The organism is Bacillus massilinigeriensis, from assembly GCF_900117315.1.
Taxonomy (GTDB): Bacteria; Bacillota; Bacilli; order Bacillales; family Cytobacillaceae; genus Bacillus_BE; species Bacillus_BE massilionigeriensis.
Genome location: NZ_LT630337.1, coordinates 899,291 through 916,902 on the forward strand (window position 1 = coordinate 899,291; position 17,612 = coordinate 916,902).

Annotated in this window: 17 protein-coding genes; 10 read left to right on the plus strand and 7 right to left on the minus strand. The window is 36.7% G+C overall.

Going from position 1 to position 17,612, the window contains the following annotated elements; translation table 11 throughout:
• Window positions 1-134: 134 nt before the first annotated feature.
• The 3 genes from BQ6100_RS04630 to BQ6100_RS04640 form a co-directional block, all read right to left on the minus strand.
• Window positions 135-1,133, minus strand: a complete 999-nt coding sequence (locus BQ6100_RS04630) for an inorganic phosphate transporter (RefSeq protein ID WP_075980557.1) — start codon at window positions 1,131-1,133, stop codon at window positions 135-137.
• Window positions 1,134-1,147: 14 nt separating this feature from the next.
• Complete coding sequence (locus BQ6100_RS04635) at window positions 1,148-1,765, minus strand: DUF47 domain-containing protein (protein WP_075980558.1); 618 nt, start codon at window positions 1,763-1,765, stop codon at window positions 1,148-1,150.
• Window positions 1,766-1,994: 229 nt separating this feature from the next.
• Entirely contained in the window at window positions 1,995-2,915 is a 921-nt protein-coding gene (locus BQ6100_RS04640; RefSeq protein WP_075980559.1) for an RluA family pseudouridine synthase, read from the minus strand.
• Between the two features lie 182 nt (window positions 2,916-3,097).
• On the opposite strand from BQ6100_RS04640, the gene BQ6100_RS04645 reads away from it, so the two are divergent.
• Window positions 3,098-3,496 carry a YhcU family protein gene (locus tag BQ6100_RS04645; RefSeq protein WP_075980560.1) on the plus strand — a complete coding sequence of 133 codons (399 nt, stop codon included), beginning with the start codon at window positions 3,098-3,100 and terminating at the stop codon, window positions 3,494-3,496.
• Between the two features lie 46 nt (window positions 3,497-3,542).
• Here BQ6100_RS04645 and BQ6100_RS04650 read toward each other — a convergent pair whose 3' ends face one another.
• Window positions 3,543-4,013, minus strand: coding sequence for a thioredoxin family protein (locus BQ6100_RS04650; RefSeq protein ID WP_075980561.1), 471 nt, complete (start codon window positions 4,011-4,013; stop codon window positions 3,543-3,545).
• Window position 4,014: 1 nt separating this feature from the next.
• Window positions 4,015-4,452, minus strand: a complete 438-nt coding sequence (locus BQ6100_RS04655) for a disulfide formation protein C (protein WP_075980562.1) — start codon at window positions 4,450-4,452, stop codon at window positions 4,015-4,017.
• Between the two features lie 242 nt (window positions 4,453-4,694).
• On the opposite strand from BQ6100_RS04655, the gene BQ6100_RS04660 reads away from it, so the two are divergent.
• Window positions 4,695-6,431 carry a phospho-sugar mutase gene (locus BQ6100_RS04660; RefSeq protein WP_075980563.1) on the plus strand — a complete coding sequence of 579 codons (1,737 nt, stop codon included), beginning with the start codon at window positions 4,695-4,697 and terminating at the stop codon, window positions 6,429-6,431.
• Between the two features lie 114 nt (window positions 6,432-6,545).
• On the opposite strand, the gene BQ6100_RS04665 is transcribed toward BQ6100_RS04660, so the two are convergent.
• Window positions 6,546-6,803, minus strand: a complete 258-nt coding sequence (locus BQ6100_RS04665; protein ID WP_075980564.1) for a YhdB family protein — start codon at window positions 6,801-6,803, stop codon at window positions 6,546-6,548.
• Between the two features lie 174 nt (window positions 6,804-6,977).
• On the opposite strand from BQ6100_RS04665, the gene BQ6100_RS04670 reads away from it, so the two are divergent.
• The 3 genes from BQ6100_RS04670 to BQ6100_RS04680 all read left to right on the plus strand — a co-directional run bounded on the left by BQ6100_RS04670 (window position 6,978) and on the right by BQ6100_RS04680 (window position 9,893).
• Window positions 6,978-7,982 (plus strand): M14 family zinc carboxypeptidase, encoded by a 1,005-nt coding sequence (locus BQ6100_RS04670; RefSeq protein ID WP_075980565.1) that lies wholly within the window; start codon window positions 6,978-6,980, stop codon window positions 7,980-7,982.
• A gap of 31 nt (window positions 7,983-8,013) precedes the next feature.
• Complete coding sequence (locus BQ6100_RS04675) at window positions 8,014-8,334, plus strand: DUF3889 domain-containing protein (RefSeq protein WP_075980566.1); 321 nt, start codon at window positions 8,014-8,016, stop codon at window positions 8,332-8,334.
• Window positions 8,335-8,477: 143 nt separating this feature from the next.
• A complete protein-coding gene (locus tag BQ6100_RS04680) occupies window positions 8,478-9,893 on the plus strand; it encodes a SpoVR family protein (RefSeq protein WP_075980567.1) in 1,416 nt (471 codons plus the stop codon).
• Between the two features lie 51 nt (window positions 9,894-9,944).
• On the opposite strand, the gene BQ6100_RS21180 is transcribed toward BQ6100_RS04680, so the two are convergent.
• Entirely contained in the window at window positions 9,945-10,115 is a 171-nt protein-coding gene (locus BQ6100_RS21180) for a hypothetical protein (protein WP_159433128.1), read from the minus strand.
• 186 nt (window positions 10,116-10,301) lie between these two features.
• Between BQ6100_RS21180 and BQ6100_RS04690 the strand changes: the two genes are divergently transcribed.
• The 5 genes from BQ6100_RS04690 (at window position 10,302) to BQ6100_RS04710 (ending at window position 16,720) form a co-directional block, all read left to right on the plus strand.
• On the plus strand, window positions 10,302-10,517 hold the full coding sequence (locus BQ6100_RS04690) for a heterocycloanthracin/sonorensin family bacteriocin (protein ID WP_235816568.1): 216 nt from the start codon (window positions 10,302-10,304) through the stop codon (window positions 10,515-10,517).
• 154 nt (window positions 10,518-10,671) lie between these two features.
• Window positions 10,672-12,639 (plus strand): putative thiazole-containing bacteriocin maturation protein, encoded by a 1,968-nt coding sequence (locus tag BQ6100_RS04695; RefSeq protein ID WP_075980570.1) that lies wholly within the window; start codon window positions 10,672-10,674, stop codon window positions 12,637-12,639.
• Entirely contained in the window at window positions 12,639-14,579 is a 1,941-nt protein-coding gene (locus tag BQ6100_RS04700; protein WP_075980571.1) for a TOMM precursor leader peptide-binding protein, read from the plus strand. Before BQ6100_RS04695 ends, BQ6100_RS04700 begins: the two co-directional genes overlap by 1 nt.
• Window positions 14,580-14,603: 24 nt before the next feature.
• Window positions 14,604-16,175 (plus strand): SagB family peptide dehydrogenase, encoded by a 1,572-nt coding sequence (locus BQ6100_RS04705; protein ID WP_075980572.1) that lies wholly within the window; start codon window positions 14,604-14,606, stop codon window positions 16,173-16,175.
• Window positions 16,176-16,417: 242 nt separating this feature from the next.
• Entirely contained in the window at window positions 16,418-16,720 is a 303-nt protein-coding gene (locus BQ6100_RS04710) for a CotD family spore coat protein (protein WP_075980573.1), read from the plus strand.
• Window positions 16,721-17,612 lie beyond the last annotated feature (892 nt).

The following is a 17,612-nucleotide window of genomic DNA, read 5'->3' on the forward strand; positions in this document are numbered from 1 at the left end:
ATCTCAGAATAATATTTTAGATACAAAAAATCAATGGGATAGTCTCTATTTTTAACTAATAATAAAAAAACATGTGAAGGTTGTCCAAAGGATGGATGACCTTCACATATTTTATATATAATCAAGTGATTACGTTAGAAAAATACATTTAAAAATAGATAAATTAAAGCAGAAATAAATGCTGAAATGGGAAGTGTTATTACCCAAGTTATTAGCATTCTTTGGGCTGTTCCCCATTTTACGCCTTTTAGACGATGGGAGGCTCCCACACCTAAAATGGAAGATGAAATAACATGGGTAGTACTAACTGGTAAATGAATGAAGGTAGCACCGAAGATAATCATTGCACCTGTTAAATCAGCTGCAACTCCATTAACTGGGCGGATTTTCATAATTTGGCCACCAACGGTTTTTATAATTTTCCATCCACCAACTGAGGTTCCAAGACCCATCGCAGTTGCACAGCCTAATTGTACCCAAAAAGGTATGTCTGAGGTATTGGCATAATCGTTTGCAATTAAAGCCATTGTAATGATCCCCATCGCTTTTTGAGCATCATTTGTTCCGTGTGTATATGCCTGTAATGCCGCCGTTCCAATTTGGAACAGTCGAAAGTTTCGGTTTGTCTTTGCTAAGTTGTTATTTTTAAATATGATCTTAAATATGCTGTAAACAATAAACCCTACTACAAAAGCTAAGATTGGAGAAAGGATTAACGCTTCAATAATCTTAATAAAACCTTTGTAATTCAAGGCATCAAAACCGGCTGCCGCAATAGCTGCGCCTGCAATTGATCCAATTATGGCATGGGAGGAACTAGATGGTATTCCATAATACCAAGTTATAAGGTTCCACAAAATGGCTGCAATAAGAGCAGCTAAAATAACCAATGAGCCATTATGTAACGTAAATGGATCAACAATGTCTTTTGTAATTGTTTTTGCTACTCCGGTAAATGTCATAGCTCCAACAAAGTTCATGGTTGCTGCCATGATAATAGCATGTCTAGGCTTTAATGCCTTTGTTGAAACAGCTGTAGCAATTGCATTAGCTGTATCATGAAACCCATTGATAAAATCAAATGCAAAGGCACCTATGACAATTAATAATGTAAGTATTAATAAACCATCCATTATTTTTTTGCTCCTTATGCATTTTTCATGATTATTGTTTCTAAAGTGTTCGCCACTCCTTGACAGCTATCTGCAATCTCTTCAAGACTTTCATAAATTTCTTTATACTGAATGATACGGATAGGGTCTTTTTCAATTGTGAAAAGGTGTTTAATTGATTGACGTTGAATGCCATCACATTTTGACTCGTAATCCTTAATCTTAATGGCGTTTTCTCTAATTTTTTGAAGCTTTTTCGTACTTAATAATTCTACTGATGTCTCAATTTCATGTGTACAGCTGCGAATTGCTTCGACAAACTTCACCATATATTCATCAGCTTGAGTGATGTTGTACATTTCGAATAGGGCAGAAGTGTGCTCTAGTCCATCCAACACATCATCCATGCTCATTGTTAATTGCAGGATGTCCTCACGTTCGATAGGAGTGATAAATGCATTGTTTAACTCCTTAATCATCTCATGAACAAAGGAATCACCTTTATGCTCATAATCCTTCATTGTTTCTGAAAAGGTTTTTAAATCAGAAACGTTATTCAGCTTATAGTCTGCAAAGAAATTCGCACTTTCCTTTAAATTCGTTGCGATATTGCTAAGCAAACCTGAAAATTTGTCTTTTTTCTTGAAAGCCATGTTTTTACCCCCAATTAAATATCCAAAAAATCAATGCAACAACATTATTGACCAATGAAAATTGTATACGAAAGGTTGAGATTAGGAAAAGTCATTTTAGAAAAATTTACACAATCTTTACATTCCCTTTACAAAACGATCGAAAAATGTAAAAAAAACTCCATAAATGTAGTTTATACAATTATGAATAAGAGATTCATTTATATGTAAGAAGAAGCTTTATTTAAGCTTAAACATCATATGGATCAATATCCAGAAAAATGGGTGGTTGATCAAGAAATGGAGCATGACAAACGATTTCCTCTTTTGTAAAGGGATGAGAAAGTTCTAATTTAACTGCATGTAATGCGGGCCTTCTGAAAAGCGTTTTACCACCATAGAGCTCGTCCCCAACAAGGGGATGCCCAATATGGCTTAAATGAGCACGAATTTGATGTGTTCTTCCTGTATCTAATGTGCATTGGATAAGAGTCATGTCTTTATTCATATACTTTTTCAATACAACAAAATTTGTAATGGCATCCTGTCCACTGTTCGACACTCTTCTTCTCGTTGCGTGATGGCGGTCTCTTCCAATCGGAAGATGAATCGTTCCCTTCTTTTGTCTCAAAATACCATGTACGAGGGCGAGGTAGGTTCTCTTGATAAGTCTTTCTTCTAGCATTGAATCTAATATAGAACCAGCAAGGTCGTGCTTAGCAAAAAGAAGGGCTCCTGTAGTATCGCGATCTAGGCGATGAACATGCTTAACCTTAAGGGCTTCTCCCTGTGCTAATAGATGATAGGCAACAGCATTAGATAATGTATCCGTTTGATCAGGGCTATTAGGATGTGTATTAATATTTGCAGGCTTATTAGCAATGAGAAGATGGTCATCTTCAAATAAAATGTTTATATCCATGTAATTTGGTTGTATTCCAAAATCTTTCTCTTCAAAAAGTTGAAGCTGGAGTACGTCATGCGTTTCTAATTCTTTTTGCCAGCTTGAATGACCTCCATTTACCTTAACCATTTTGTTCGTTCTAAAGTAGTGTATTTGCTTATTAGGCGCCCTCCAAACTTCTCTAAAAATCCTATCGACAGTAAATCCCTTCCATTCATTTGGAATGGTCATTTCAAACCATTCTCCCCTTCGTTTTGTAGAAATCATTTGGAAATTCTCCTTATGTATTAAGTATTTAGCTTATTTTGTTTATGGACTAATAAAACGGTTTGATATACATCATGGTGGGTATAATTACCACCGTTTCTTATGCATTATATATGTTATTCTATTCTATATGTAAGGGTATATAAATAATTATATGGATTATTTTAAGGGTGGGTTTTTTTGTGAAGGTTGTTTATGCTTCTACTCCAGATCAAGAGAGAAAAGTTGAAGAACTGGTGCAGGAATTTTATACAAGTATTTTCCCAATTTACTTTTCAGACGAGGATATTAAAGAGTTTGAAAGGTTAAATGTATTGCAAACTTCTACTAGACATTTTGAATATTTTGGGACATTGAAGGAAGCTTTTCAAGTAATCGCTAGCTTACAAACCATAAAATTTATTTTGTTATCATCTGAGCCGAAAGATAAGTATGAAACTCTTTATAGTAAAAATATCCAAATTTTAACAGACTTTGGGCTGTCATTTCCTTTTGAGTTTCAGCAATTTCTTGAGTCAAGGAATATGAAAAATGGTGTATTTAGTATTTATACGAAAGCTGCTAACGAACTTTTAATATAATAAGATAGGCTGGTCTGCTTGACCAGCCTTTTGATATTTTATTTATTTACTTACTGTTATTATTAAACCAAGATTCAAACTCTGCTTCCTCGTGATAACCCGTGATTCGAGCTGTTTCTTTTCCATCTTTATATTGAATGATTGTCGGTGTTTCTTCAACATGATAGTCATCCCAGCCTTGTTCAAATTCAAGAAGGTTATATTGTACTAAATTAATATCCATATCTTTTGCCAATGGAGCGACAATTGGGGTAGTCCTCTGACAATGAGGACATGTTGGACTGTAAAAATATACTGTTGTATCTTTTTTGTCTTTTAGAGCATTTGCAAGCTCATCAGGCAAGATGAGATTTTGATAGTTTGGATCATCTAATTGTTCTACTGTTTCTGGATGTAAGGAGTCTTTACCATAAGGATTCTTTTCAGACACCTTTTCCTCATTCTGCATTTTTGTTAGAACTCCCACTGTCGCAAATAGAGCGATAATGACAACTAAAAAGATGATTATTTTTTTCATCCTATTTCTCCCCTCGCGTATTTTTCCAAATGAGATAACTACAGATAAAAATAATAATAAATGCTGTTAAGGCTAAAAAAGGAATAGTTATAAATCCAAACCAATTGATATATTGACCAGTACATGGTACTCTCCCACAGGCAGGTGCTGTGTCAGCAATAAAGGAAATCTTTTGAAGAGAATAATGATAAAGAGAAATACCAGCTCCAATAATTGATAAAATCATTGAATAGAAAGAAATTCGATAGTCTTTTTTAACCACAGCTATTCCGAGAATTACGACAAATGGGTACATCAAAATTCGTTGATACCAGCAAAGTTCGCAAGGCTCATATTGACGGATTTCTGAAAAATATAGACTACCAAACATGGCAATAACAGAGGCCGCCCATGATAAAAATAGCAGATTTTCCCGCTGATCCTTATTTGATGGTTTCATATTGGTCTCCTTTTAAGTTATTATAGAATTGGCAAATCATACAAAAAATGGATAGATATTTATATTCTTTAATACCTATAAAAATAGTATGAAAATTGCTCTTCATTATTCAAATATATTACCACACATTTATGCTAGAAAATAGTAATAAGTAATTCCCGATGGGGACTTTTTATCAGTCATTTTCATGTAAATTAAATATATAATGTATAGATTGAATTGATGGAATTGGAGGAGTAGCAATGGTTTGGAGAAGAAAAGTAGAAAAGTGGCAGCATTTTGGAGACTTAGATCAGGAAATGAGACTGGAATTAGAGTCCATTCTTTCAGATGAAAAACTCCTAGAGGATGCCTTTTATAAAAATTTAGAATTTGGTACAGGTGGTATGCGAGGGGAGATAGGTGTTGGAACCAATCGCATGAATGTTTACACCATTCGTAAGGCCACAGCTGGTCTAGCCTCTTACATAGAATCATTCGGTGAAGATGCAAAAAGAAGAGGAGTAGTTATTGCATATGATTCTCGATATAAATCCAGAGAATTTGCTATGGAAGCAGCAAAAACTTTGTCCACAAGAGGAATCCAAACCTATGTTTTTGATGAATTAAGACCAACTCCTGAGCTGTCTTTTGCCCTTCGATATTTACAGGCGTTTTCAGGAATTGTCATTACTGCCAGTCATAATCCACCTGAATATAATGGGTATAAGGTTTATGGTCCAGATGGTGGACAAGTCCCACCGTTCGATGCAGATATCATCATTACAAAGGTAAATGAGATAGAGGATGAACTCTTAATTGAGGTGGCGGATGAAGAGGATTTGATAAAGAAAGGTCTTATTCATATCATTGGTATGGAAATTGACCAAGCTTATATTGAAAAGCTAAAAACTGTTTCCGAAAATCCGAATATTGCTCAAGAATCCGATATTCAAATCGTTTTTACTCCTCTTCACGGTACGGGGAACAAACCTCTCAGAAATGCTCTACACTCTCTTCAATATCGCAATGTCCATGTAGTTCCAGAGCAAGAGCAACCGGATCCAGCCTTTTCTACTGTTAAAAGTCCAAATCCTGAAGAACACGCTGCATTTGAACTAGCGATCAAAAAAGGAAAAGAAGTGAATGGGGACATATTAATTGCAACCGATCCAGATGCAGATCGTCTAGGAATTGCTGTGAAAAATGAGGAAGGTGAATATGTCGTTCTCACAGGGAATCAAACAGGAGCATTAATGCTACATTATCTTTTAACTGAAAAAAAGAAAAAGGGTAGTCTTCCTTCAAATGGAGTTATGCTAAAAACAATTGTTACCTCAGAGCTTGGTCGTGCCATTGCCTCCTCATTTGATGTGGAAACCGTTGATGTTTTAACAGGGTTTAAGTTTATTGCAGAAAAAATTAAGGAATATGAGCAGAATAGCAATTACTCCTTCCTATTTGGCTATGAGGAGAGTTACGGATATTTAATCGCTGATTTTGCAAGGGATAAGGATGCCATTCAGGCAGCAATCCTTTCTACCGAGGCCTGTGCTTTTTATAAAATGCAAGGCATGACTTTGTACCAAGCGTTAATTTCTATATTTGATGAGTATGGCTACTTCCTTGAGGGGCAACGTTCACTTACGTTAAAAGGGAAAATGGGGTCTCAGTTAATAGAGAGGTTATTATCCTCCTTTAGAGAAAATCCATTGGGACAATTGGGTGAAAAGAAGGTTATTAAAAGTGAGGATTATTTATCTGGTGTTCGTCATAATTATGATGGGGGTATGGAGACAATCCATCTTCCAAAGTCCAATGTAATCAAATATTTCTTAGATGATGGTTCTTGGATTTGCATTCGTCCTTCTGGAACCGAACCAAAAATTAAATTTTATTTTGGTATAAAAGAAAGCTCATTAGAAGGAAGCAAATTAGCTTTGCAAAACATTGAAAAACAATTTATGGAGTTAATTGACATAAGATTGAATGAGTTATAAACATAGAATTTGACAGGCTGTTCAATTATTGTGCCTTTATAAACCTTCACTATAAGTGATGAAAAAACACGGCTCTTAAAAGGCCGTGTTTTTAATTAGTGGAATTCTTGTGTGTTAGGTTGTGCTGTAGTAATATGCTGTATCCAGCTCTTCTTCAGTTGATAATTCATTTGCATGGTCGATGTATCGGAGTAATGAATATAGCTTTTTCTCGATGACGGAATAATCCTTTTCAAAATTATAGGCATGCAGGAAATGCTCTATTTTTTTTGAAAGGAAATGGTCTTTTGTCCTTACCATGAGTATTAGCAAATTGTCCCATTCAGATCTATGTGTATAATACAATGCTCGGTCATAATCTACTCTGCTCATTATTTTCTCTCCTCCTTTTTAAGGAGTTGAAAATAGTATATGAGTGACGGAGAAAAAAACATACAGAAAATGTTGGTCTCGTTGATTTATAAGGATTATCAGTTATTTCCTGAATAAAAGGAAATAGATCAAGCAATATTATAATCGCAAAAGAATCTATAAACGGGGTATTAGATGAAAAGGATGTATCTAGTTCTTACGCTAATTTATTTCTTTTCTCCTCATACTTCCTTTGCAAATGAATCTTTTATTAATCATAAGCAAGTGTACTCGTATAGGGTTTTAGAGCAAGATATTAAGCAGTTAGAAAAACAATATGGGGATGTTATTCGAGTCACTTCGATTGGAAGGTCATATTTAGGCAGGGAATTATGGGCAATAAAGCTTGGAAAGGGAAACAGCAATATTCTAATGATTGGTTCCCATCATGGTAGAGAGTGGATGACGACATCGATATTGATGAAGATGCTTGAAGAATATGCAAAGGCCTATCAAAAAGGGACGAATTACGGGAGTCACTCCGATAAATTATTAGACAAGGTTTCCATTTGGTTTGTTCCTATGTTAAATCCAGATGGGGTTATGATTCAGCAGAATGGAATAGAAGATTTCTCTTTTATCAGGCGATGGAAACTAAAAAGAATGAATGAAGGATCAAATGATTTTGCAAGGTGGAAGGCTAATGCTAAAGGGATTGATTTAAACAGGCAATATCCGTCAGGATGGGAACAAATAAAGGCTGGGCCGACTAAACCTTATTACCAATTTTATAAAGGGAAAAAGCCGTTACAGGCAAGGGAGGTAGTAGCGATTACTCATTTCACTAAAAAAGTGAAGCCGACTATTGCTGTTGCTTACCACTCGTCGGGCAGAGAAGTTTTTTGGAATTATAAAAATGGAAAAAACCTTGAGAGAGATCGTCGGATTGCAGAAAAGGTGGCAAAAACTACAAAATATCAATTAAGTAAGCCATCAAAGAATGCAACAGGTGCGGGTTATACAGATTGGTTTATCACCAATTTCCATCTTCCTGCAATAACAATAGAAATTTGCCCTTTTGTAAAGGAAACCAGTCCACCCTTGTCATTATTTGAAGAAGAGTGGGAACGAAATCGAGAGGTTGGATTTATTTTAATTAAAGAGGCATCGAATATTCCAAACAACAATAACAAAAAATAGAAGTAAAATGACTTAATTACAGGAGGATACGATGAAAAAAAATATCTTCTCGATGACTATGTTAATCAGTCTTTTACTTTCCTTCCATTCCATGAACACTCTGGCTCAAAAACCGGATTATGAAAAATATGGGAGAATTGCCATATCTGTTGTAAAAGAGGATTATCCAGGTCAGGATATAGTAGAGTACCAATATATGGGGAGGCAAAAGGTATCAAACAGTGAGGTAATGGACAACTTCCGTTTTGAGGTTCTCGAAAATAAAAAGCCGAAATTTGTTTTGGTTAAGATTATTCATAATCTTAATAACGAAAAGTTGTTAAACCTGTCAGTAGAAGAGACGGATAAATAGGTGAGGGATTAGAGAAAAAGTGAAGGTCATTTACCTTTGCTTTTTTTTGATATTGGAAGGGGAATAAGTTCGAATTTCAAAAATCATCATTTACACATCCCCCTCATACATTGTGATAAAGGAACTTTAAGGGGGAGCTGCGAATGCGTGAAGAGGATCGTAATGCCCTGCAGTATGCTATTAAAGAAATTACTGAAATAGCAGATAGTTTTGGTTTAGATTATTACCCAATGAGGTATGAAATTTGTCCGGCTGATATTATTTATACCTTTGGTGCCTATGGTATGCCAACGCGATTTTCCCACTGGAGCTTTGGAAAACAATTTCATAAAATGAAGATTCATTATGATCTTGGTTTATCGAAAATTTATGAGTTAGTCATTAACTCAAATCCATGTTATGCATTTTTGCTTGATTCGAATTCGCTTATTCAAAATAAATTAATTGTTGCCCATGTTTTAGCTCACTGTGACTTTTTTAAAAATAATGTTCGTTTCCAAAATACAAAACGTGATATGGTCGAGAGTATGGCAGCGACGGCTGAGCGAATTCGCAAATATGAAATAGAGCATGGCAAGCTTGAAGTTGAGACATTTTTGGATGCGGTTTTAGCCATTGAAGAACATATTGATCCTTCTTTAATGAGGCCGAAGCTATCTTGGAGCTTAGAGGATGACCCTTTTGAAGAGGAAGAGATTGCGCAATCCAGCCCATATGATGAACTTTGGGGATTGGATGGTGGAAATAATCAAAGGCAAGAAAGGAAAAAGAAAGTTAAAAAATTTCCTCCACAGCCTGAAAAGGATCTGCTGTTATTCATAGAATCATATAGTCGTGAGCTTTCAGATTGGCAACGAGATATTTTGACCATGATGCGGGAGGAAATGCTCTATTTTTGGCCACAGCTAGAAACAAAAATTATGAACGAAGGCTGGGCGTCCTACTGGCATCAAAGGATTCTTCGAGAGATGGATTTAACCTCTGCTGAGTCGATAGAATTTGCAAAATTAAATGCAGGAGTGGTTCAGCCGTCCCGAACAGGTATTAACCCATACTATTTGGGGTTAAAAATCTATGAGGATATTGAAGAACGATACAATAATCCAACAGAAGAAATGAAAAAACGCGGAGTGAAGCCAGGATCAGGTCGTGAAAAAATATTTGAGGTACGTGAAATTGAATCAGATATCTCTTTTCTACGCAACTACTTAACGAAAGATTTAGTCTATCGAGAGGATATGTATTTATTCCAAAAACAGGGGAAAGACTATAAAATTGTTGATAAGGCTTGGGAGCAGGTAAGAGATCAATTAGTAGGTATGCGGGTAAATGGAGGATTTCCATATATTACCGTTACCGATGGAGACTATCAAAAAAACGGTGAGCTATATTTAAAACACTGGTATGAAGATATCGAATTGGATGTTAAGTATTTGGAAAAGGTTCTTCCTTATATACATCAGCTATGGGGAAGGGGAGTTCATCTGGAGACAGTTATAGAGGGGAAAAATATGCTGTTTACTTATGATGGGAAAAGCATTCATAGAAAATATTTATAATGATTAAAAAGCAGGGGAATACTCCTGCTTTTTTTTTGGAATTTAGTAACCTCAGCAAAAAAAGGTTAATCCTTCTTCGATTAACTCTCCAGTTTGGAAGCTGCCCTTAACCGAAATAAGCAATAGTTCATAAATACTAATAATTATTAGGGTTAATGCAAGTTTGTCATAAAGTAACTCTCCCAAAGGCTTCATTCTCCGTTTATATTTAGGCTTTGACATCAGTAACAACGTCCTAAAAGGAATCATATTTTGTTGAAGAGAGTACATGAAATATCTGATGAGTTTAATGCCCAATCTGATTGTCATTTCATTCAGCTCTCCGTCAGGTGTCGGTTGAACCTGATAATTAAATATAAAGGAGTAGAAAACATGTATAATCTTCAAAATCAATTACAAAGCTTGGAAATGGACCCATACCAAGTTGGCGAGTTAAATCATCTGGATCCTTATGGTGAGAATGAACGTCTAATTGGTATTTACGGAGGCTTTGGTCGTTGCGGAGGCTTTGGCCGTTGTGGAGGCTTTCATCGTTGTGGCGGCTTTAGTTGCTTTAGCTGTTTTAGTTGTTTCAGTTGTTCTAACTGTTTTAGATGTCATAGTTGCTTCCGCTGTTGGGGTTAATCGTTTACTCAAAATTTAAGTGAATTATGATAATAAGGTGCCCTTGTATAAATATAGCAAGGGCACTACTTTTTGGGCTATTCATAAGGGACAAATAAAATTACATAGAATGGTAATGCATAGCTAGAATCGATTAGAAATAAGGAGGAATTGAATGACAAAACTAAACGGTTCCACGCGATTGAAGGTAAAAAGAGACACATTTTACCTTCCCGACCCAGAAGGTGGTGTGTATTTTAGAAATAATGAAAGCTCATTTCGCATGAAAGGCAGTACCATCTACCAGTGGATTGAAACACTAATTCCGATGTTCAATGGGGAGAAAACATTGGGAGAATTAACGGAGGGGTTAACTGCCCCTTATAAGAAAAGAGTTTTTGAGATTGGAGAAACGTTGTACCAAAATGGATTTGTCCGGGATGTAAGTAAAGATCGACCACATCAATTAAATCCTGCGATTCTTGAAAAATATTCTTCGCAAATTGAATTTATCGAAAATTTTGTTGATTCTGGTGCGTACCACTTTCAAGAATTCCGTCAGGCTAAAGTACTGATCGTTGGAGCTGGTCCCATTCTAATTTCATTATTAGGCGCATTAATTGAATCCGGACTTCCAAAATTCGATTTTCTAATAACAGGATCGATACCTACCAATCGACTTCGAATTTATGAGATAGTGCAGAACGCCCTTGAGTTAGACCCTGAGGTGGGTGTTAAGGAGGTCCCATTTGAGAAAGGTGAACACAAGAGATTCTGGAAACAAGTTGTACAGCAATATGATTGGGTTCTATATGTCTCGCAGGAAGGGAATGTAAATGAACTAAGAAGTCTTAATGTTGTTTGTAAGGAGGAAGGGAAGGGATTCCTACCTGCCATATGCATAGGGCAAGTGGGTCTATCTGGTCCGGTCGTTCATCCAGAATCTGATGGATGCTGGGAGTCTGCTTGGCGCCGCCTACATCAAGCTACGGTGCAAGTCGATCAGCAACAACCTAACAACGTCTCTCCAACATCTGGTGCCATTCTCGCAAATTGCCTTGTATTTGAATTATTCAAGAAAGCTGCAGGAATTGCATCCTCCACTCAAAGAAATCAAATTTACTTGCTAAATCTTGAAACATTGGAAGGTAACTGGTTATCATTCATCGCACACCCATTGGTTACGTCTGTAAATATTACTCCTAGGTTGATTGAAGATCTAGATTTAAAGATGAAACATGAATCTAATAGAAATTCTCCACCTAGTAAACTATTGGAATATTTCAGCCGATTAACCTCTGAGGAGATAGGAATTTTCCATACATGGGAGGAACGGGATTTAACACAGCTTCCTCTTGCACAATGTTATGTTCAGGCAGTAAACCCATTGACTAATGGACCAGCAGCACTTCTTCCTGAAGTTGTTTGTGCTGGTTTAACACATGAGGAAGCAAAAAAAAATGCCGGGCTGACCGGCATTGAAATGTATGTTTCACAGTTGATTGATTTACATGCAAAGGAATTTAAAAATCAGAATAACTATGTGAACTCGAGCATTCCAGAGGGGTTTATGGGTATCGGTGCAGGAGAAACAATCGAAGAGGCCATTTGTCGGGGGATACAAAAATACTTAGATGAAGAAATAAAAGAAAGAAAGGAAAATCAACAGGGTAAGATTTTGGATTTGCAGCAAGGATCAATAGAAGATCGGTACTGCAGGTATTACTTAAATGCATTGACCACCTTAAATGGTCCATCAATCATCGATTTAAGAGAGGATATTTGGGGCTTCCCTGTTATACGGGTAAGGTCTAATGGTCAATCTTACACAAAGGCGGGCTTAAATATAACCTTTGCACTTAGAAACGCCTTACAACTAGCATTTTTAAATACTCAAAACCAGATAAATTCAAAAGTTGAAGGGCTAGAAAAAGAGCCAGTCGATTTTTTTGAAAAAAAGGGATTCAGACTCAGCATTCCTTCTTGTGAGGAAATGACTCAATTAGAGCTATTATCCTCTTCCATTCAGGTCTTAAAAGAAAATAGGAAATGCTTATATGTTTATGATCTTTCTTTAGAACCTTTTATAAAAGAGGAACTATCAGGGGTATTTGGTGTACAGGTTCGAGGGGAGGGATCCTAATGGCGGCTCTAATAATAGTGGAAGGTAAGGGTTTATTAGCGGATTATGTCTATAATCAGTTATCCGATACCTATTCCATTAAGCGGCAAAGTATAGGAATGGACGTTCCGGTTGAAACAGAATTAGCTCTTGTGCTTCACGATTCCTGGCATCCAACGTTACATCAAAAAGCGGAAGAAAGGTTCAGAGATGCAGGAATCCCCTGGCTTCGAGGTTTTGTTTTGTTTGGGGAAGGTATCATTGGTCCATTCGTACGCCCAGACACACCTGGATGTTCTTGCTGTGCAGATATCAGACGTATAGTAGCAGGTCATGATCCCCGTGAAATGTGGGAATTACAAGGGAGAATGGCAGGTGGAGGAGGTGTACTTCGAGATGCTTGGGTAACACGAACAGGATTATCTCATATGGCAGATTTGATAAGTAATGAAGTTCGGAGGATTCTTCAAGGAGAATCGGTCAACTTAAAGGAAAAAATGTTCATTACGAACCTGAAAACATTGTCAAACTCCCTTCATTTTTTCTTGCCTGACCCATCGTGCCCGATGTGCAGTTCATTACTAAATGATACATCAGAATTAGCCCAAATTCAGTTAGAATCTAGTTATAAAGTCAATGGCAGTAGTTATCGTAGTCGTTCGATGGATGAATTAAAAACAGTACTAGTCAAAGATTACTTTGATTCCCGCACCGGGCTTATGAACGGGAAAATGCAAGATTTCAGGCTACCTTTTGCTGATGTTTTAGTGAATATGCCTCTGTTTGAAGGAAATGAGGGAGTAGCGGGTAGATCTAATTCTTATGAAGTCAGTGAATTGACTGCGATTTTGGAAGGCTTGGAGCGCTATTGCGGAATCGAGCCTCGTGGAAAAAAGACAGTCGTTCATGATTGTTATCACCATTTAGAAAATAACGCATTAAATCCAACAAGTGTAGGTGTACATGAATCTGAACAATATGAAATGCCTCATTTTCCTTTTAAAAGGTTTAATCCTGATGCCCCAATGGATTGGGTCTGGGGTTACTCATTTTTACAGGAAAGACCTATTTTGATCCCAAAATTACTAGCCTATTATAGCTTAAGCTCTAGAGATGGCTTTGTATATGAAACTTCAAACGGTTGTGCATTAGGTGGGAGTTTAGAGGAAGCTATTTTTCATGCCATAATGGAAGTCGTTGAGAGAGATTCATTTTTGTTAACTTGGTATGCAAGGCTCCCCCTTCCACGACTTGATCTCCGTTCTGTAAAAGACCCAGAATTACTGCTTATGGTCGACCGTATTCATGAAGTGACTGGATATGATCTTTATTTTTACAATTCAACAATGGAACATGGGATTCCAAGTGTTTGGGCATTGGCAAAAAACAGAAGATCCAAGGGTGTAAACATTATTTGTGCAGCAGGAGCAAACCCTGATCCAGTAAGGGCAGTAAAAAGCACGATTTACGAGCTAGCTGGAATGATGTTTAGGGATGATGAAAAATTAGAGAAAAACAGACAGAAATATGAAAGGATGCTGCAAGATCCGTATGAAGTCCGGACCATGGAAGACCATGGTATGCTCTACGGACTTAAAGAAGCAGAGGAACGACTGAATTTTTTAATAGATGATCATGGTCCTATACGAACGTTTGCAAAGGAATATAAGGAGCCACCAGCCAATACTGATTTAAAGGATGATCTTGAGGATATCCTTCAGAAGTTCCGCAAATTAAATCTTGATGTTATTGTGGTTGACCAAACCACGGATATCACTAAACGGAATGGATTATATTGTGTAAAGGTAATTATTCCCGGTATGCTACCGATGACATTTGGGCATCACCTTACCCGCGTGCAAGGTCTGAAGAGGGTGCTCACGGTACCTATGGATCTAGGATTTGCGACGACACCGTTAACGTATGAACAGCTTAATCCATTTCCCCATCCATTCCCGTAGTGGAAGAGTAGGAGGACAAAAGATTTGGAGCTAGAAACCTTTCTGCATCAGCTACATTTTGACACGGATAAAGTCTTTCCGCCAGATTGGAAGGTAGACTGGAAAGATGCACCACTTCCATATAAATTGTACCGTGACTTGCCAGACATACCTCTATCAGCAGAAGTACCGTTAACCTTCAAGAAGAAAGAAAATGACCGAAACCCCAGTCTGGAAGAGCTTGGTCATTTCTTATGGTATGTATACGGTTTAACTCAATACTCTCAATCTCCATTGATTGATGAAACTAAGGAAAAGAATGTGAGTTTTACGCAGTCGTTACGAAGATTTGTTCCCTCAGGAGGAGCGTTGTATCCTAACGAGCTATATGTGTATATAAAGCTGGAAGACGCTCCAACTGGACTTTACCATTACGATGTTGCGCATCATCGTCTTATTTTGTTACGAGAAGGGAATTACGATTTTTACTTATCCAGATGTCTTGAAAAGGGGTTACCTATTTCGGAAAGTTTTTGCACCGTTTTTGTCTCAACAGTTTTTTTGAAAAACTTTTATAAATACAATAATTTTTCTTACAGGCTTCAAGGTTTGGATGCAGGAGTGTTAATTGGGCAATCCTTAGAAGTGGCTAATATGATGGGGTTCTCAACACGGGTTTGTTATCAATTTCTGGATCGGTCCATTAATCATTTACTTGGATTATCTGAAAAAGAGGAAAGTGTATATGCGGTTATCCCATTAAGCAGGAAACCAATTCCTTGTGTTGGGAGCGAAATAGAAGAAATGGTTTTTGCATCTGAATTGTGTCGGGAAATTCCAGAGTTGCATCATGTTACCTATAATCATTCAAATGCAGTCATGGATTATCCAATCTTAAGAAGACTTAATGAAGAATCAATGTTGGAAACAACACGGTCTTTTAGAAAATTCAAGGAAAACAGTGAAGAGACTTCCTTAGGTACGGAGTTGGTTCTGCTGCCAATTACAGAATGTTTTTCGTACGATATCGCATCTGTTTGTAGAAGGAGGTATTCTCCATATTTCGATTTTACGTTAGGTAAAGTGAGCTTAACACAATTATCTACTCTATTAAAGGAGTCATTTTCTTTCGTATATCACAATGATCTTGACAATACACAGGGTCATATTGAGACCCGTGTTTCCTTATACGGCAGTTTCTGTAATGTAGAGGGAATTCCTAATGGTACTTATTCTTATGACAATGACATTCACGCATTACGGAGAATAGCCAAAGGAGATTTCCGGGGATTTTTACAGTCTGGATTAACTATGCCCAGCGTGAATTTGTATCAAGTTCCACTCTGTATGCATGTAGTTGCTAACAAGGATCACCTTAAAGGGACATATGGATATAGAGGATACCGTATTCAACAGATGGAAGCGGGCATTCTCGTGCAACGGATGCTCCTGGTGTCTGGTGCATTAGGAATGGGCGGACATCCATTGTTAGGGTTTGATGCGAACCAATGTGATGAGCTTTACAGGATCAATTTGAAGGGTAAAACCAGTTTAATCCAAATTCCTATCGGTTCATACCGTCCACGCGCCTGGTTAAGAGGAAGTTTGCATAGCTAGGCAAATCAAGGGGAACAAGTTATTTCTCAAGCAAGAATGAGAAAGGATCATAGATATCGAACTTGAAAAAAACATTCAAAATAGTTTTGTTAATAAATTTTTCCGTAAAACAATTTGGACTCTAACAGGCAATAGTGTTTACTTTGAAATTTAGCCTTAAAATAGGTTTTTTTATTAGGACAAATTAATTATTGACCTCATAATTTATTAAAGAGCAAATAATAATATATGGAGGTTATCAGATGTATAACAAAAATTGGGGTCAATCATGTCATCCACATTATTGTCCGCCTAAAGTATTTCCAACTCAGTACGATCCTGGGACCGTTGATCCACCAAAACAATTTGTGAGTCCACAGATATTTAATAAGGTTGTTTCACACGTACATCCATCTCACAACACAACAGTCAACAAGCACATGATTACTCACAAACACTATTTCCCACATACTGAGTCTGTCGTAAATGAATGCTGTGAACAACATATTATGTGTGGAGTTCCTTACAATCCTTGTTGCCCACCAGTAAGACCATTCGGATTTTAATATCTAAGGTATCTATAAAATTATTTTAAACAAATCAAGAAAATATTTATTATCATTTCATATTAAAATCGTAAAAAAGAGGATAGATGAACAGGAGAATAATACCTGCATTCATCTATCTTTTTTTTGTACAACAAATGCCCTCATACTATGTGGATTGTTGTTCACTTAAAAACGCCTCATAGTACAAGAAAGATATGTCGGCTAAGGGCTGGTAATCGAAAATGTCCCTCAGGAAATCCAGATATAAATGAAATAATTTTTTTTACCGATTCGAGTATCCATAACGGTGTTGGAAGGGTGACTGAGTGTTTTATTCGAGAACATTCACACTGATACGGAACAAAGCCCGAAAACACGCTATCTTACGCGCTTTTGATTTAGAGTTGGTGTTTGTTTGGTGTTTAAAGATAGTAAACGAAAATTAATGATGAAATACAAAACGGCCCTTTTTACACTTTCTGTTAGTGTTTGGATGAGCACCATTTTTTTATTATAGCTTGGAGGGTTTCGTTAAATAGTTGAGTTATTCACACATTCGTGACAAAATGTTAAACAAAACTACCTGTTTAGGTGATTAGGATGATAGCTGTTTGTTAAACAAACTATTTGAGCCCATGGCGGATATTCCAAAAAAAACCCGGTAACTGGATCAGGTTGTTCCACAATCTTCATTAGCTTTTGTTTAGTAATTGGAGCAAATTCTGAGTAACGCCAATGGATAATGTGAAAGAGTACACTTAAACAAACGAGCAGTTTAGTTGAGGAAGAAAAATTAAATATTAAGATAATAATGCTCAGAATATTTTCTGAGCGTTTTAGTTTGCTGTTTATAATGCTTTTCTAAAGCCTGCTGAATAAAGAATGAACAATATAATGAATTTTTGTGATT

Bases quoted from the DNA above. Each gene is read 5' to 3' on its own strand.
- BQ6100_RS04660 (WP_075980563.1), top strand. From the start codon at position 4,695: ATGGTTTGGAGAAGAAAAGTAGAAAAGTGGCAGCATTTTGGAGACTTA.
- BQ6100_RS04635 (WP_075980558.1), bottom strand. From the start codon at position 1,765: ATGGCTTTCAAGAAAAAAGACAAATTTTCAGGTTTGCTTAGCAATATC.
- BQ6100_RS21180 (WP_159433128.1), bottom strand. From the start codon at position 10,115: ATGTCAAAGCCTAAATATAAACGGAGAATGAAGCCTTTGGGAGAGTTA.
- BQ6100_RS04695 (WP_075980570.1), top strand. From the start codon at position 10,672: ATGACAAAACTAAACGGTTCCACGCGATTGAAGGTAAAAAGAGACACA.
- BQ6100_RS04665 (WP_075980564.1), bottom strand. From the start codon at position 6,803: ATGAGCAGAGTAGATTATGACCGAGCATTGTATTATACACATAGATCT.
- BQ6100_RS04675 (WP_075980566.1), top strand. From the start codon at position 8,014: ATGAAAAAAAATATCTTCTCGATGACTATGTTAATCAGTCTTTTACTT.
- BQ6100_RS04690 (WP_235816568.1), top strand. From the start codon at position 10,302: ATGGACCCATACCAAGTTGGCGAGTTAAATCATCTGGATCCTTATGGT.
- BQ6100_RS04700 (WP_075980571.1), top strand. From the start codon at position 12,639: ATGGCGGCTCTAATAATAGTGGAAGGTAAGGGTTTATTAGCGGATTAT.
- BQ6100_RS04680 (WP_075980567.1), top strand. From the start codon at position 8,478: ATGCGTGAAGAGGATCGTAATGCCCTGCAGTATGCTATTAAAGAAATT.
- BQ6100_RS04630 (WP_075980557.1), bottom strand. From the start codon at position 1,133: ATGGATGGTTTATTAATACTTACATTATTAATTGTCATAGGTGCCTTT.
- BQ6100_RS04670 (WP_075980565.1), top strand. From the start codon at position 6,978: ATGAAAAGGATGTATCTAGTTCTTACGCTAATTTATTTCTTTTCTCCT.
- BQ6100_RS04640 (WP_075980559.1), bottom strand. From the start codon at position 2,915: ATGATTTCTACAAAACGAAGGGGAGAATGGTTTGAAATGACCATTCCA.
- BQ6100_RS04650 (WP_075980561.1), bottom strand. From the start codon at position 4,013: ATGAAAAAAATAATCATCTTTTTAGTTGTCATTATCGCTCTATTTGCG.
- BQ6100_RS04710 (WP_075980573.1), top strand. From the start codon at position 16,418: ATGTATAACAAAAATTGGGGTCAATCATGTCATCCACATTATTGTCCG.
- BQ6100_RS04655 (WP_075980562.1), bottom strand. From the start codon at position 4,452: ATGAAACCATCAAATAAGGATCAGCGGGAAAATCTGCTATTTTTATCA.